The 15,562-nt window shown below is 72.8% G+C and carries 12 protein-coding genes; 1 reads left to right on the top strand and 11 read right to left on the bottom strand.

What is annotated here, in order from left to right:
* Window positions 1-258 precede the first annotated feature (258 nt).
* The 11 genes from ACFVDM_RS06415 to ACFVDM_RS06365 all read right to left on the bottom strand — a co-directional run bounded on the left by ACFVDM_RS06415 (window position 259) and on the right by ACFVDM_RS06365 (window position 14,227).
* Complete coding sequence (locus ACFVDM_RS06415) at window positions 259-1,233, bottom strand: acetylxylan esterase (RefSeq protein ID WP_383634011.1); 975 nt, start codon at window positions 1,231-1,233, stop codon at window positions 259-261.
* Between the two features lie 4 nt (window positions 1,234-1,237).
* Entirely contained in the window at window positions 1,238-3,652 is a 2,415-nt protein-coding gene (locus ACFVDM_RS06410) for a polysaccharide lyase 8 family protein (RefSeq protein WP_383634009.1), read from the bottom strand.
* Between the two features lie 11 nt (window positions 3,653-3,663).
* Complete coding sequence (locus ACFVDM_RS06405) at window positions 3,664-4,815, bottom strand: SGNH/GDSL hydrolase family protein (RefSeq protein ID WP_383634453.1); 1,152 nt, start codon at window positions 4,813-4,815, stop codon at window positions 3,664-3,666.
* Complete coding sequence (locus ACFVDM_RS06400; protein WP_383634008.1) at window positions 4,812-5,891, bottom strand: DUF1565 domain-containing protein; 1,080 nt, start codon at window positions 5,889-5,891, stop codon at window positions 4,812-4,814. Before ACFVDM_RS06400 ends, ACFVDM_RS06405 begins: the two co-directional genes overlap by 4 nt.
* A complete protein-coding gene (locus ACFVDM_RS06395) occupies window positions 5,888-6,493 on the bottom strand; it encodes a DUF624 domain-containing protein (RefSeq protein ID WP_383634006.1) in 606 nt (201 codons plus the stop codon). Before ACFVDM_RS06395 ends, ACFVDM_RS06400 begins: the two co-directional genes overlap by 4 nt.
* 3 nt (window positions 6,494-6,496) lie before the next feature.
* Entirely contained in the window at window positions 6,497-8,473 is a 1,977-nt protein-coding gene (locus tag ACFVDM_RS06390) for a hypothetical protein (protein ID WP_383634004.1), read from the bottom strand.
* A 3-nt stretch (window positions 8,474-8,476) separates the two neighbouring features.
* Complete coding sequence (locus ACFVDM_RS06385) at window positions 8,477-10,264, bottom strand: heparinase II/III family protein (RefSeq protein ID WP_383634002.1); 1,788 nt, start codon at window positions 10,262-10,264, stop codon at window positions 8,477-8,479.
* Window positions 10,252-11,016 carry an SDR family NAD(P)-dependent oxidoreductase gene (locus ACFVDM_RS06380; protein ID WP_383634000.1) on the bottom strand — a complete coding sequence of 255 codons (765 nt, stop codon included), beginning with the start codon at window positions 11,014-11,016 and terminating at the stop codon, window positions 10,252-10,254. Before ACFVDM_RS06380 ends, ACFVDM_RS06385 begins: the two co-directional genes overlap by 13 nt.
* Window positions 11,017-11,064: 48 nt before the next feature.
* A complete protein-coding gene (locus tag ACFVDM_RS06375; RefSeq protein WP_383633998.1) occupies window positions 11,065-11,988 on the bottom strand; it encodes a carbohydrate ABC transporter permease in 924 nt (307 codons plus the stop codon).
* Window positions 11,975-12,817: a carbohydrate ABC transporter permease gene (locus tag ACFVDM_RS06370; RefSeq protein WP_383633996.1), complete on the bottom strand. Its 843-nt coding sequence runs from the start codon at window positions 12,815-12,817 to the stop codon at window positions 11,975-11,977. Before ACFVDM_RS06370 ends, ACFVDM_RS06375 begins: the two co-directional genes overlap by 14 nt.
* Before the next feature lie 138 nt (window positions 12,818-12,955).
* Entirely contained in the window at window positions 12,956-14,227 is a 1,272-nt protein-coding gene (locus ACFVDM_RS06365) for an ABC transporter substrate-binding protein (RefSeq protein ID WP_383633994.1), read from the bottom strand.
* Window positions 14,228-14,453: 226 nt separating this feature from the next.
* Here ACFVDM_RS06365 and ACFVDM_RS06360 point away from each other — a divergent pair, with 226 nt between their 5' ends.
* Window positions 14,454-15,512, top strand: coding sequence for a LacI family DNA-binding transcriptional regulator (locus tag ACFVDM_RS06360; RefSeq protein WP_383633992.1), 1,059 nt, complete (start codon window positions 14,454-14,456; stop codon window positions 15,510-15,512).
* Window positions 15,513-15,562: the final 50 nt, after the last annotated feature.

The following is a 15,562-nucleotide window of genomic DNA, read 5'->3' as shown; positions in this document are numbered from 1 at the left end:
ACGCGGCACCCACGGGTTCGTGGCCCGGCTCGCCGGCGCGGCAGATGACTGCCGTACTCGGCCGGGACGACCGGCGCCGAGCGGATCCACCAGGCTGTCCCGAGGTCTCCGCCACCGCCCGGACGCCCGCGAGGGCAACCGTGGGTGCCGGCCACTCGGCCCGCACCCACAGCCGCCGCCGGAAGTCGCCGGGCGCGCCGTGGTCCGCGCCGCGCGGCACTTCTCCGGGCTCACCGGACGATCTTTGCGGGACAGCCCTCAGCGGCCGAACACCCCACGCAGCGCCGCGATCTTGCGCGGCAGGTCGTACTCCGCGCCGCCCTCGTGCCCGTTGTACGGGAAGACCTCGATCCGGGCCGGTCCGGCGTACCGGTGATAGGCGGCGTACACCGTGGACGAGGGGCAGATCCGGTCCATCAGCCCGACCGAGAACCACGCCGGGGCGGTCGCCCGCGCGGCGAAGTTGACCCCGTCGAAGTACGACAGCGTCTCCATCGCCTCGTCGATCCGGAAGCGGTGGCCCGACAGCCAGCGGGCGATCTCCGCGTACGGCCCGGCGTCGGTGATCTGCGAGGCGCGCCGGTAGTGGCAGAGGAACGGCACGTCGGCCACGGCGGCGGCGACGTCGTCGCGGAGCCCCGCCACGGCCAGGGCCAGCCCGCCGCCCTGGCTCCCGCCGAGCACCGCGACCCGTGAGGCGTCCACCGCCCCGTGCGCCTTCGCGGCGTCCACGGCGCGGACCGCGTCCGTGATCAGCCGGCGGTAGTAGTGCCGGCCGGGGTCCTCGATGCCCCGGGTGAGGAATCCGGGGGAGGAGGAGCCGTTGCCCTCGGGGGCGAGGTCCGGGGTGTCGGCGGTGTTCTTGCCGCCGCCGCCCTGGCCCCGGTTGTCCATCACCAGATGGGCGTAGCCGAGCGCGCTCCAGGTGAGCCAGGAGTACGGGATGCCGCGCCCGCCGTTGTAGCCGATGTACTGCACGACCGCGGGCAGCGGTTCCACGCGTTGCCGGGGGAGCATCAGCCATGCCTTGACGGGCTGGCCTTCCCAGCCCCGGAAGGTCACGTCGAGCACGTCGACGGTCGCGAGGCCCGTCTCGTACGGCACGAACGTGGCGTCGATCGCGTGCCGGTCCGTCTCGGCCAGCGTCTTGCTCCAGAACGCGTCGAAGTCGGCGGGCTCCTCGGGTTCCGGCCGGTACGCGGTCAGCCGGTCCAGGGGCATGTCGAACAGCAAGGCTCTAGCTCCACTTCAGGGTGAGGGTGAGGGTCGCTCCGCGGCGGCCGGCCGTGTCGGCGGTGATACGGGTGCCCGTGGCGGTCGGGGCCACGGTGACGCCCGGATCGGCGCGGACCACGCGCAGCCCGCGCCGGGCCAGGTCCAGCACGACCGCCGGCCGCAGTTGGGTGGGGTCGGACAGCGCCAGGTGCAGCGTCCTCCCGGCCGGCCGGACCAGCACCGAGGCCGGTCCGTCCGAGGCCAGCTCCCGGACGGCGCCGGCCGTCCAGAAGTTCGCGGCGAGCAGCCCGTCCGCGTCGCGGCGCACCGCGTGCACCGCCGTGGAGTCGGCCTCCAGCACCACCGGCGGCGCGTCCGACCAGCGCTTCGTCAGCGCGGCGGACGCCATCGGGGCCTGGAACCAGAAGTAGCGGCCCGCGTCGGGCGCGGCTCCGTGGTCCTGCCACAGCGTCAAATACGGGCGGGTGACGGGGGTGTCCGTGCCGTACTTGAGGTTGATCTCGCGCCAGGTCGCGGTCCGCTCCTCGCGCAGCCCGTGCACGGTGGCGGTCTCCGGGAAGACATAACCGCCGGTCCCCTCCAGATGCAGCCAGCGGACCCCGTCCAGCCGCTGCGACCAGCCGGTGTCCGCGGGGGCCTGGCGGCCGTCGACGGTCAGCGCCGCCGCCGGATCGCGCAGCTTGCGGTTCTCCACCACCGTCTCCGCCCGGCCCTCGCCGGAGGCGATGCCTGAGCCCACGCAGGCGATCACGTCGTCCAGGCAGAACCAGCTCTTGAACCCGTGCAGCGAGCTGCCGAACGCCCGCAGCTCCATTCCGTACGCGCCGAGCGTCGTGCCCGGCAGCGCGGTGCCGCCCGCCCAGTCCGCGGTGCTGGTGGTGCGCTGGCCGGCCGCGTCGGCGGGGCGGCCGACCAGGACCGTGGTGCCGGGCAGCCGCGTGGGGTCGACGGTGGGCCAGTAGTCCTCGCTGTAGTGGCCGAGGTCGTCGGTGTACAGGAGCACCATGCCGTCGGAGAGGTGCCAGCCGTGCAGGTTCTCGTTCTGGATGGACTCGTAGCCGTAGATCCGCGAGGAGTACGCCGAGATCCCCAGCGCGAACGAGGGCCGGTGGTGGGCCGCCTTGTCCATCCCCGGGTGCTGCTTGTGCGTGACCAGCGGGCCGCGCGCGGGCACCGGGGAGGCGAGGAGCCGCTGGGCCGCGACGAGCGAGGCGAGATCGGTGGCGCCGAGGAAGTCGCGGTAGGTGTCCTCGGCGATCCACTGCTTGACCAGGGCGGTGAACCGTTCGGCGGTCTCCCCGGGGAATCCGGGGATCAGCCGGATCACGGCCTCGATCACGGTCTGCGCCGAGGCGTGCCCCTGTTTGCTCGGCCGGGCGATCTCGCGCCCGCAGACCGACGCCATCACGTCGCCCCGCACCAGCAGCGGGTCGAAGCCCTCGTCGACCCAGAGCCGGACGTTGTCCAGATCGGGATCGGTGACCGTCCACGCCGTACCGGCGAGCAGGTTCAGCAGCCGGGACAGGGTGTTCAGCAGTTCCTTGCCGTAGCCGCCGTTGTAGGGGTGCTTGTAGTGCTGGAGGAAGGACCCGTCGGAGGAGAAGCCCTCGCCCGTGCCCCCGGCCGCTGCGTTCGCGTCGTTGAAGGCGAGGACGCTGTTGGCGCCGGAACCCTCGACGTCCGAAAGAGCGTCGCGGACCCGGGCGAGATCCTCGCCGCTGCCGCGCAGCACCGCGTTCACCGCGACGACCGTGGAGATCCACACCCGGTTGGCGCCGGTCGCGATCTGCCGGTCGGCGCGCCAGAGATTCGGGTCGGGGGTGTAGCTCCGCACGGCCTCGTTGATCCGGGTGAGCCGTTCGTCGCCCAGCTCCTCGTGGAGCAGTACGGCCGCGTCGTTGAGCGCGAGCGCGGAGCCGATCTCCCAGTCCCAGTCGTTGTCGAACCGGGTGTGGGCGGGCCCGTAGCGGTGGTCGAGCATCCAGTCGAGCCCCGCCAGGAGCAGATCGCGCAGCGCCTCGTCGCCGTACTGCGGGGTGCCGGGCACGGCCCAGGCCGTCGCCGTCGTCGCCAGGCGCTTGAACGAGGTGGTGACGTGGTTGGAGAGCACGGTGCTGGTCAGATCGGGGAAGAGCCCGTCGGTCGCGGACGGGTCGAGGCCCTTCGCGGCGGTCGTGGCCGCCCGGCCGACCCGGGCCACGGCCGAGGCGATCCGCGGGTCCGCGAGGTCGAGGCCGGGGCCTCCGGTGAGCAGGGTGTGCCAGCGGGTGCGCAGCGCTGCGGCGTCGGCGGCCGGTTCCGCGGCGTGCGTGCTGCCCGCCGCCCCGGTGAGCGGCAGGGCCGCCACCGCGCCGAGCGCCGCCGCTCCGGCGAGTACGGTGCGGCGGGTGGTGCCCCTGGTGGTGCCTGGGTTCATGGCGCTGCCCCTCACAGAAGGTGTCGTCGGTCGACGGCCGCGGCGAGCGCCGCGTGGCCGGATGGATCGGGGTGCAGTCCGTCCCCGCTGTCGTACGCGGGCAGCAGCCGCTCGGGGCGGTCCGGGTCGCGCAGCGCGGCGTCGAAGTCGGCGACCGCGTCGAAGACCCGGCCGGTCCGTACGGCGGCGTTGATCCGCTGCCGTACGGTCTCCAGCTCGGGGGTCCAGCGGGTCCAGCCGCCGAACGGGGCGACGGTCGCGCCGACCGCGCGCAGTCCGGCGCCCCGGGCGCGCAGGACGAGCTGCCGGTAGCCGGCCAGGACGAGCGCCGGGTCGGTCTGGCTCGGCGGCTGCTGGAGGTCGTTGACCCCGAGGTGGACCAGGACGGTCCGCAGTCCGGGCCGGGCGAGGACGTCGCGGTCGAAGCGGGCCTGTCCGCCCGGTCCGAACCGGGCGTCGTCCAGCAGGACCCGGTTGCCGCTGATCCCGAGGTTCGCGACGGCCGCCCCGGGGAGCCGCCGGGCCAGCTGGTCGGGCCAGCGCAGATCGGCGTCGTCCGGGGTGCCGACGCCCTCCGCGATGGAGTCGCCGAGCACCGCGACCACGGGGCCGTGCGCCCCGGTCACCTCGACGCCCGTCAGCAGGAACACCGAGGTGGTACGGACCCCGTCGACGTCGTGCGAGGCATGGGTGTTGCGGTGGAACGACAAGGGTCCGGTGGGGCCGGGCAGTTCGGTGCGCACGGTGAGCAGGGAGCCCTCGGCCACCTCCAGGCCGGGCACGGCGTCGCTGGTCAGCGAGGCGCCCGCGGCGATCAGGGCCTGGCGCCGTCCGCCGAAGGTGACGGGCCGTCCGGCCGCGGTGACCGGGCCGATCAGCACGGGGACGGTCCCGAAGGCGTGCCCGTAGCGCAGTCGGACCCGGCCGCCGGCCGAGAGCCGGACCCTGGCGGTGAACACGCCGTCGGTCAGTCCCGTGCTCGCCACGGTGTCGGTGGGGGTCGGCGCGGTCTGCGCGGTCGCCCAGGACGTCGTCCAGCGCGAGCGCGCGGCCCCGCCGCCGGGCGCGTCGGCGGCGCGGGCGGCCGGGGCCGAGGCCGCGGCCGCGGCCAGTGCGGCGGCCCCTGTCAGTACCCCGCGTCGCGCGGGGCCGCGCCCGGTCACTGGGGGCACGCACCCGTCGGGTCGTAGGAGCCGCCGTAGGTGCCCACCGCGTCGCCGCCGGTGTTGCCGCTCATCGTGTTGGTGCAGACCGGGCCCTGCGGGGTGCGCATGAACTTGATGCCGCCGCCGGCGTTCCCGGTGATGGTGTTGCCGTAGACGCTGGTGTCGATGCCGTCGGTCTCGGTGTCGCCGCCGAGCCGGATGCCCGCCCCGGCGTTGTCGTGGACCGTGTTGTACCGGAAGATGTTGCCGCTGCCGCGCGCGTCCAGCCCGCCGGAGCTGGGGTCCTTCTGCCGGCTGCAATCGTTGTACTCGACGTAGTTGTGCGTCGCGTTCTCCTTGATGTCCACGCACTCGTTGCCCCGGGTGGCGATGGTGTTGTGGTGGATGCGGTTGTTCCTGCTGATGTCGGGGGCGGCGTCCGGGGCGCCGTTCGCGCCCTGCTGCTCGGGGGCGGTGCCGAGGTAGATGCCCTCGCCGTTCTTGCCGCCGCCGCCGAACCGGAAGTCGGCGACCCCGCAGTCGGTGATGGTGTTGTCCGAGATCTCGGCGCCGGTCACCAGATAGCGCACCCGCAGGCATTCGTCGGCGGCGTTCTTGAGCGTCATCCCGGTGATCCGCAGGGCGTTCACCCCGTTCCCGGGAGTCGTGCTCATGACATATATGAGCTTGAGGCGGTACCCGGACACCTCGGTGGACGAGCCGTGCAGCCCGTCCACGGTGAAACCGCTCAGTGTCGTGGCGTCGTGCCGCACCTGAATGATCCGTGCGTCGCCCGCCCCCTTCACCACCGCGTTCGCCGGACCGGTGATCGTGACGCCTTCGCGTACGGTCACCACGTCCTGCCGGTACGTACCCGCCGCGAGGTTCACCACCGCGCCCGTCGGCGCCAGGTCGAGCGCCTTCTGGATGGAGGCGAGCGGCGAGCCCGCCGACGTACCGGAGTTGGCGTCGCTGCCGCCCGGTGCCACGTAGTACGCGGTCGCCGACGCGGTGGCCGAGGCCGGCGGGGGGAAGGCGAGTGGGGCGCCGGCGGCGAGCGCGGCGACGAGGACGGTGCGCAGTGCGTGGCTCATGGGGTGTACCTCCTGGGATCGGCGAAGGACAGAGCGAGCAGTACGGGAACGCTCGGGCCCAGCAGCAGCGGCCCGAGCGGGACGACGAGGGAGAGGAGCACGGCGGAGACCACCGCGCCGAGCAGCGCGGTGCCCCGGGCGGCCGAGCCGAAGCCGAGCGCCAGCGCGCCCCGGGTCCAGCCGCCCACCGAGCCCTCCGGCGCCCGGCCGGCCTCGGCCGCCAGCGCCACGTGATGGATGACCAGCACGGCCGCGATGCCGGCCTGGGCGGCGAGCAGCGGAAACGTCCACGGCTCCTCACGGCCCAGCAGATGGACGATGTTGGCGGCCAGGACGGCACCGGCCGCCGTCGAGGCGAGCCCGTGCCGCCACAGCGCGCGCCAGTAGCGGGGGAAGGCCGCGAAGGTGCGGACGAAACAGCGGCTGTCCCCCTCGGCCCGCCACCGCTGGAGCCCGTACGCCATCGCGGCGAGCGCGGGCAGCCAGGTCACCACGCCCAGCGCCAGCACCGTGAACGCGGCGCCGGCCGCCGCGGGGTAGGCCACGAACTCCAGCCGCCGCAGCAGCAGCGCGGGCCGTCCGGAGGTGAGGGATGCCGCCATGGGTCAGCCGACCTTTCCTGTGTACGGTTCCGCCGTGTCGAGGAGTACCGTGCCGTCGCGTTCCAGCCGGGTCGCCGCCACCACGTACGGGGCGCCGCCGTCGAGGAGGACGGCGGCCGCGTCGGCGTTCACCCGGCCGGTCCGGATCCGCCGGGCGACGGGGGAGAGCAGCACGGTCTCCGCACCGATGCTCACGCCCTCGCCCTCGGCGCACACCACCCGCACGGCGTCCGGATCCGTTCCCGGCACCAGCGCCGTGAGGAACCGGCCCGTCCGTGCGCGTTCCGTGGTCGCGCGCAGGGTGTGCAGGGTGCGGGTCAGCCGCAGTCCGGGGGTGCTGGACGTCGGGTTGGCCTCCACCTCGGTGGCCCGGCCGGTGATGCGCGCACCGGCCGGGAGGAACTGCCGCAGCCGGGCCGTGGCCGCGCCCGCGCGGATCAGCCGTGCGCCGTCCGCCTCCGCCTCGGTGGGCCGGTCGGTCTGGAGCAGGAACGTCCACTCCCGGGGTGCGTCCGCCTCCGCCAGATCCAGCAGCACCAGGCATCCCGACGGGGTGAACACCAGAGTCCGGTCCAGTCTGCGCACCCCCAGCCCCGGGTCGTACATCGCGGCGATCTCGGCCGTGGAGTGCGCCCAGCCGCAGTCGGCGGACAGGAGCACATCGCGCTGGCGGGCCTGCCGCTCGAAGGGGATGTCCCGGTACACGTGGTACCGGTCCTCGTCCGCGTACCCCTGGCCGTCCACCAGCAGCAGATTGTGGTGCGCGGCCCGCTTGCGGTTGCTGTACCCCTCGTCCACGGCCAGGAAGGCGCCCTGCGAGACATAGACGAAGGAACCCGAATCGGGGTGGTGGTGCCCCTGGTTGAGGGTGTCCCAGCCCTTCTCCGTCCGGTGCTTCTCCGCCGTCTCCCACGCCCGGTGACCGCCGCCGGGACCGGCCTTGAACGACACCAGCGTGGCGTCGTCGTCCCAGCCCGTGCGCGCGGCCAGCAGCCCCAGGTCCGGGAAGAACGCCCGGGTCCCGGTGGGCCGGGCGGCCGGAACCGACGGGTCGTACCAGAGGTATTCGAGGTACGCCTCCGGCAGGATGCCCGGCCGCACCCCGCTCTCCGCCGCCTCCCGCTCCAGCAGCTCGCCCGAGGCCAGATCGCCCATCCACTGGGCCTCCGGGATGCCGTACTGGGCGGCGAGCCGGTAGTACAGCCCCGCGCTGTGGCCGCTGCGCCGGTCGTGGCAGTCGCCGTGGTCGACGTTGAACGCGAAGCCGGGCGCGGTCTGGTGCAGCCGGTAGTGGAAGGTACGGGACATGAACCCGCCCCGGTCCCACCAGTCGACGCCCTCCGCCTCCTGGAGCAGGTCCAGATGGGCGGCGAGGAACGGCACCCCGTACCGCCAGTAGACGACGCCCTCGGCGTGCGAGCCGTCCTCGGGCATCAGGTCCAGTACGGTGCCCAGATTGTCCTTGGCCCGCTCGGTCCACTCCTCCTTGCCCAGGACGTAGCCGGCCGTCGCCAGGCCCGCGTAGCAGATCCAGTTGTGGTTCTGCCAGTACGACGAGGACCACCAGGAGCCCTCGCTCGCCACCGCGAACTCGTACATCCGCCGCCCCTGGAGCAGCAGTTTGTACCGCAGCAGCGCGGCCACGTCCTCCGGCAGGTCCTCGCCCAGCCAGCGCAGCGCCAGGGAGAGGTGGTGCAGCAGCCAGCCGGCGTCCAGGTCGTGGTCCGGCATATGGGCCCGGCCCCAGTGCGGCAGCCGCGCCGCCGCCTCGATCCAGCGGACGCTCTCCGCCAGATGGGCCGGATCGCCGGAGATCCGGTGGGCCAGCGCCGGATTGGAGGCGGCCGGGCCCAGCCAGGTGATGCTCGCCAGGGGGTGAGTGGCGGGCGGGGTCAGTCCGCGCAGCCGGCCGGCCTCCTCGTACAGCCGTCGCTCCCGCGCGGGACGCGGGCCGGGCGGCGGGGTCGCCGAGAGCAGCAACAGTCAGTCCTCCGGGACGAAGTGTGCGGTCGAGCCGTCGGCCAGCCGGACCGTCAGCCCGGCGCCGTCGGCCGTCACCCCGGTCACGGCGGGCCCGGCCGACGCGGCCTGGTACACCGAGGCGAAGGTGACGCGGTCCGTGTCGGCGGTGAGGTCCACCCGGGTCCGGGCGCGCTGCGGATCGTCGGCGGTGCCCGGACCCGGACGGCTCACCGGACGCATCGGCACACCGGCCAGGGCGGTGTGCCAGCCGTGCAGGGTCTCGTCGCCGTACCAGGTCGTCCGGGCCGCACCCCCCGACTGCGCCGCCACGTCCAGGGCCGTGCCCGGCCGCAGCTGTGCGGTGATCCGGCGCGGCGCGTCGGCCGTCACGGTCAGCAGGTCCACCAGATAGCCCTCGCCCGCCACGATCCGGCGGACCCCGCGCACCCCCGCGTACGCCTCCGTCACCTCGGCGGTGACGGACCGTTCGTCCGCGGCCAGCAGCCGGCCCGCGCACTCGGCCTGCTCCAGACCGTCCACCCGGAACGCGGGATGGGCGTCTGTCGAGGCGTACAGATCACGGAACTCGGCGTGCGCGTACGGCACCTGACCCGGGTCGGGCTGCCAGGGAGTCGTGTCGCCGTAGAGACAGAGCGACAATTTGTCGCGATGGCCGTGCGATCCGCCGTGCGGGCCGAAGTCCAGCAGGGCGTGGATGCCCGCGACCCGCAGTACGGCGTAGCCCGCGACCGCGAACAGGGTGAGCGGACCCGGCGCCGGGCGCTCCGGCAGCGGCGGGCCGGCGAACCAGCCGCCCAGCTCCCGGTCCAGACCGTCGTCCGCGCCGCCCAGGTCGGCCCGTGCCCGCCCGGCCACCGCGTCCAGCGCCGTGGACGGCACCAACTGCTGGGCCAGAGCCACGAGTTCCAGCCACTCCAGGGCGAGCGGCGCCCGCAGATACGGGCCGTCGTGCAGGGCGGGCAGGATGCCGCCCGGCGTGGCGACCGCCGCCAGCGCGTCCGTCATCCCGGCCAGCACCCCCGCCACATCCGTGGGCAGCTCCGCCGGATCCGTACCGCGCAGCGCCAGCAGCGCCGCCCGCAGGACGAACCCGTGGTAGTAGGTGCTGCCCTCCCACTCCCAGCCGTCCTCGGCGACCGCGACCCGCAGATGCGCGTACAGACCGCTGTCCCCCTCCAGCCACTCCTTGCGCCCGTCCCACTCCCGGCCGCGCACCGCGGCGGCGGCGCGCCCGGTGGCGGCGCCCGCGGCGTTCAGCCAGGCCGTGTAGTTGGAGGCGAGCTGCCCCTGGCCGGTCAGGACCGCGCGGGCGTCGAGCGCGGCCCGCTCCAGCGAGTCGAGCAGCGGCAGCACCGGCTGCAGGTCCCCGGTGCCCTCCTCGGCGAGCGTCAGGACGGTGTGCCCGATGTTCACCGCCCAGATCGCGTCGGTCAGCGCCTGGTGGAAGAGCCGGCCGCGCAGCATCCAGCCCTGCGCCTCGCCGTGCCGCTCCACCGCCAGCTCCTCGTACAGCGCGGTGTACTCCACCAGCCGGGCGACCGCCTCGGCCCGCTCGCCCCGGTGGGCGAGCACCCGCAGATGCCGCGCCCACGCCTGGTGCGAGAGCACCAGCCAGGCGCCGCGCACCGCCTCGTCGTCCACCCGGCAGCCGTACGCGCACCGCGCCCCGCCCTCGGGGAACGCCCCGGCGAGCAGATCGCCGTGCTCCAGCTCCACCCCGTGCGCGGGGCAGACGTACGCGTGCCACCAGCCGCCGCGCTCCCGAGCGATCCGCCTCAGCGCGGCCATACGCCACCGTCGATGTCGAGGGTGATCCCGGTGAGGAAACCGGAGGCGGGCGACGCCAGGTGGACGACGGCCGAGGCGACGTCCTCGGGCGTCCCGGCCCGGCCCACCGGGATACCGGCCTCCATGGCGAGCTGTGCCTCGGGGGCGGTGAAGGTGTCGTGGAAGGCGGTGCCCTTGATGAAGCCGGGGGCCACGGTGTTGACCGTGATGCCGGTGCCGCCCAGCTCCTTGGCCAGGCCCTTGGTGAAACCGCGGACCCCGGCCTTGGCGGCGGCGTACGCGACCGAGCCGGGCCCGCCGCCGTTGTGCGCGGCCAGCGACGACATGGTGACGACGCGTCCGGCGGCGGACTCCTCGAGGTGCGGCAGCGCCGCCCGTACCGTGCGGAACGTCGAGGTGAGGTTGGTGTCGACGACCCGGCCGAAGTGCTCGTCGGACATCTCGGCGATCGTCGTCCGGGCGATCAGATGGCCGGCGTTGCAGACGAGGACGTCCAGTCCGCCGAGGAAGCCGGCGGCCTCCTCGACCATGCGGTCGACCTCGGCGGTCACGGTCACATCGGCCTGGAAGGCCTTGGCGCGGCGGCCCAGGGCCTCGATCGCGGAGACCGTGTGCGCGGCCTCGTCGGCGGAGGAGCGGTAGTGGACGGCGACATCGGCGCCGGCCTCGGCGAGGGCGACGGCGACGGCGCGGCCGATGCCGTGTCCGGCGCCCGTCACCAGGGCGCGGGAGCCGTTCAGATCAGCGGACATGGGGGGTAACCCTTTCGGTATCCGGCCGCGTGCGGCGGCCGGCCCCGGTCACTTGAGACCGGCGGTGGCGAAGCCCTGCACGAAGTAGCGCTGGCCGATGAGGAAGAGCACGACCATGGGCAGGGTGGCGAGCGTGGTGCCCGCCATGAGGAAGTGCCACTGGGGGCCGTTCTCCGTCTTGAAGACGGAGAGCCCGACCTGGATGACCCGGAGATGGTCCGAACGGGTCACCAGCAGCGGCCACAGGAAGTTGTTCCAGGACGATTCGAAGGTCAGCAGGGCCACGGTGGTGAGCGCGGGCTTGACCTGCGGCGTCATGATCCGGGCGTAGATCCGGAACTCGCCGAGCCCGTCGAGCCGGGCGGCCTCCTCCAGCTCCACCGGAAGGTCCAGGTAGAACTGCCGGAAGAGGAAGACGGCGAACGGGGTGACCGCCCCGGGCACGATCAGCGCCCACCAGGAGTCGAGCCAGCCGCTGCCGCCCTGGCCGAACAGGTCGTTCCCGCCGGCCAGCGGCATGAAGCGGACGATCAGGAACTCCGGCAGCACCTTGGTGTACGTCGGGATCATCAGCGCCGCGATGAACAGGTAGAAGATGACCTCGCTGCCCCGGAACCTGATCCGGGCCAGCGCGTACCCGGCCATCGAGGCGATCACCACGTTCAGCACGGTGTGGCTGACCGCGATGACCAGGCTGTTGCGCGCGTACGTGGCGAAGGGCGCGGCCTTCAGCGCCTCGGCGTAGTTGCCGAACTCCCAGTGCTCCGGCAGCAGACCGGCGTCCTGCGAGGCGATCTCCACCGGCGTCTTCAGCGAGGTCAGCACCATCCAGACGAACGGCACCACCATCAGCAGCGAGACCACGCCCAGCGTCACGTAGAGCGCGATCCGGCCGGGCCGGACCGGCCTGCGCCGGGCCGCCGGACGCGGCGGGCGCACGGGCGCGGAACCGCGCAGCTCAGTTGTGGCCACGGGTGCCTCCCATCATCCGCCGGTTGACCAGGGTGAAGCCCATCAGCAGGACGAACAGCACCAGGGACTGGGCGCAGGCGTAGCCGACGCGGAACTCCCGGAAGGCGGACTTGTAGATCTCGTACGTCATCATCGTGGTGCTGTTGGCGGGTCCGCCGTCGGTGAGGATGTAGATCTGGTCGAAGGACTGGAACGCGCTGATCATCGAGGTGATGAGCACGAAGAACGTCGCGGGCTTCAGCAGCGGCAGCGTGATCGAGAAGAACTGCCGCACCCGGGACGCCCCGTCCACCGACGCCGCCTCGTACAGCTCCTTCGGCAGGGACTGGAGGGCGGCCAGATAGATGAGCATCTTCATGCCGATGCCCTGCCAGATGCCGACGAGGATCACCGAGGGCATGGCCCAGGTCGTCGAGGAGAGCCAGGCCGGCCCGTTGACCCCGACCAGCGAGAGCAGGGTGTTGAAGAGCCCGTTGCCCGGGTTGTAGATCCACAGCCAGACCAGGGCGATCGCCACCGTGGCGGTGACCTGCGGCAGGAAGACCGCGGTGCGGAAGATGCCCCGCGCCTTCAGCCCGGTGTGCAGCGCGAGCGCCGTCAGCAGGCCGAGCAGCATGCCGAACGGCACGGTGAAGAAGGTGTAGATCACGGTGTTCACGACGGACTTGCGGAACACCGTGTCGTGCATCAGCTCGGTGAAGTTGGCGAACCCCACGAACCGCGGCGGCGTCAGCACGTCGTACGTCGTGAACGCCAGGACCACCGAGGCCACGACCGGCAGGCCGATCCAGAGGGCGGCGTGCAGCAGCGCCGGCGCCACCATCAGCATGCCGGCCCGCCGCCTGCGGCGGCCCGGTCCGGCCGGGGCGCGGCCGGTGCGCCGCCGGGCGGGCCCGACGGGCTCAGGAGGGGAGGGCGGCCGCGTGGGCCGCGCCTTCAGTACCGATGTCGCTCCCACGGCGGTGCCTCACATCCGCCCGATGGCGGCTTCGGCGAGACGGCCGAGCTCCGCGATGGCGTCCTTCGCGGACTGGCCGCCCACGACCGCCGGCTCCAGGGTCGGCTTGATCTTCTCGCGGATCTCCATCCAGGCCGCGGTGCCGCCCTCCGAGCAGGCGTGGGCCATGTTCTGGAGGGAGAAGTCGACGAACTTGTTCTCCTTGACGTAGCCGCTGTCGTTGAGGTCCTTGAGACCGGGCACCGAGCCGCGCTGCTTCGCCGCGCCGAGGATCGAGTCCGGCGTCGCCAGGTACTCGACGAGCGCACGGGCCGCGGCCGGGTGCTTGGACCGGGCGGACTGGGTGACGAGCGTGCCGCCCTGGAGCATCGCCGGCCGACGGTTGGCCAGGACGAACGCGCCGAGCCTGTCCTCCTTCAGCAACTCCGGGTTCTGGGTGCGGACCTGCTCCCACAGGGCGCTGGTCGTCATCATCATCGACGCCTTGCCGGTCTGGACGTTCGAGGGCGCCCCGGCGTCCGTCTTCTTGGCGTAGCTGGCCGAGCCGTCCTTGATCAGGTCCTTGAAGAACTGCAGCGCCTCGACGCCCCGGTCGTCGGTGAACAGGACCTTCTTGCCGTCCTCGCTGAACAGCTGACCGCCGTTGGCGAAGAGGAAGGTCTCCCAGCACTGGCGCAGATCGATGGAGAACGGGTCGAAGCCGACCCGCCCGCCCGTGGTGAGCTGCTTGGCCACGGCCCGCAGTTCGGGCCAGTTCGCGGGCGTCTTCCTGATGCCGGCCTCGGCGAAGTGGTCCTTGCGGTAGACGACGATCCGGGTGTCCAGCACCACCGGCAGGGCGTACAGTTCGCCGTCGTAGCGCGAGGGCTCCAGCACCCGCTCCTCGTAGTCGTGCGCGGTGGCGAACTTCTCCGGCAGCGGGGCGATCGCCTTCTTGGCGGCGAAGGGGGGGATCCAGCCCACGCCCATCATCAGCACGTCGGGCAGCAGCCCGCCGGCCAGACCGGTGGTGATCTTCTCGTTGAGCTGCGCGTACGTGGTGTAGTCCACGTTGACCTTGACGTCCGGGTACTTCTTCCGGAAGCCGCCGAGGATCTGCTTCTCCAGCAGCGTCTTGCCGTTCGCCCCCTCGTAGATCGGGGTGAGGAGCGTGATCTCGCCCTCGGCGGGACCGTCGGCGGAACCGGCCGCCGTGGAGGAGCCGGTCCCGCAGCCGGCCAGCGCGGCCGCGGCGGTACCGGCACCGAGGGCAGCGAGCAGCGACCGTCGTGTGAGTTCCATGGGGCACCCCTTTTGAGGTGGAGGAAGTGGATCGATCCAGCGATGGCAACCCGGCCATGGCTAGGAAGTGCTGGTAAATCGATGCACTGAGACTAGGAACGCCCCGAGAGGCGCGTCAACAGCTGATGCACAAGAATTTTCGGGCACGTTAACGGGTGTACCGGTGAAGAGGATCCAGTAAATCGGTACACTAGACTGGCCGAACACGTTCCGAACCGGAGGTGGCATGAGCGGGGTTACGATCCATCAGGTCGCGGAGGCCGCGGGGGTGTCCGCGAGCACCGTGTCCAACGTCCTCAACGGACGCACCGACCGCATGCAGGCGGCCACCCTGGCACGCGTGGAACAGGTGATAGAGCAGCTGAGCTACCGCCCCAACCGTGCCGCGCGGATGCTGCGCACCGGCCGGATCAAGGTGATCGGCCTCATCGTGCCGTCCGTCGCCAACCCCTTCTGGGGGGCGCTCGCCCGCGAGCTGGAGGCCATCGCGCTGGCCGAGGGCTACCACGTGCTGCTCTGCAACAGCGAGCGCGATCCGGCCAGGGAGCTGAAGTACGGCGAGGAGCTGCTGGCGGACGGGGTGAGCGGGGTGGTCCTCTGCTCCTCGCTGCCCTCGCTCGACCATGTCGCCCCGCTGCTCGGCCGGGGCCTGAAGATGGTCGCCTTCGACCGCACCGCGCAGGCGGGCGATCCCGCCTCGCTGGCCTCCATCAGCGTGGACAACGCGATGGGTGCCGAACTGGCCACCCGCCATCTGCTGGAACTGGGCCACCGCCGGCTGGCCTTCGTCTCCGGTTCGGTCAACAGCGTCAACCGCCGCGAGCGGCTGCGCGGATTCCGCGCCGCCCTGGAGTCGGCGGGGCTGGACCCGGCCGACGCCATCGTCTGGCCCGGCGCGGACACCTCGGAGTTCGGGGACAAGGACGCGGCCGAGCTGGGGCGCAGAGCGGCCGTCGAACTGCTGGGCGGCCCCCGCCCGCCCACCGCGTTCGTCGCGATCAACGACATGTGCGCCATCGGGATCTGCCGGGGCGCGCGGGACGCGGGGCGCAGCGCCGGACAGGACGTGTCGGTGGTCGGCTTCGACGACATCCTGCTCGCCGACCTCTTCGAACCGCCGCTCACCACGGTCCGCCAGCCGCTGCCGGAGATGGCCGCCGAGACCTTCCAGCAGTTGCGCGCCCGGATCGACTCCGCCCCGTCCGCCGGGCGTTCGCTGCTGATCAGGCCGCGTCTGGTGGTCCGGGAATCGACGGCCCCCGCGCCCGCCGCCGCGTCCGGGTGACCCCGCCGAACGGCGCGCGCACGACGCGAGGACACCGCCACAGGACGGTG

This window comes from Streptomyces sp. NPDC057682, from assembly GCF_042799575.1.
Classification (GTDB): Bacteria; Actinomycetota; Actinomycetes; order Streptomycetales; family Streptomycetaceae; genus Streptomyces.
The sequence above is the reverse complement of the archived record's forward strand: the minus strand, read 5'-3'. Positions and strand labels throughout refer to the sequence as shown.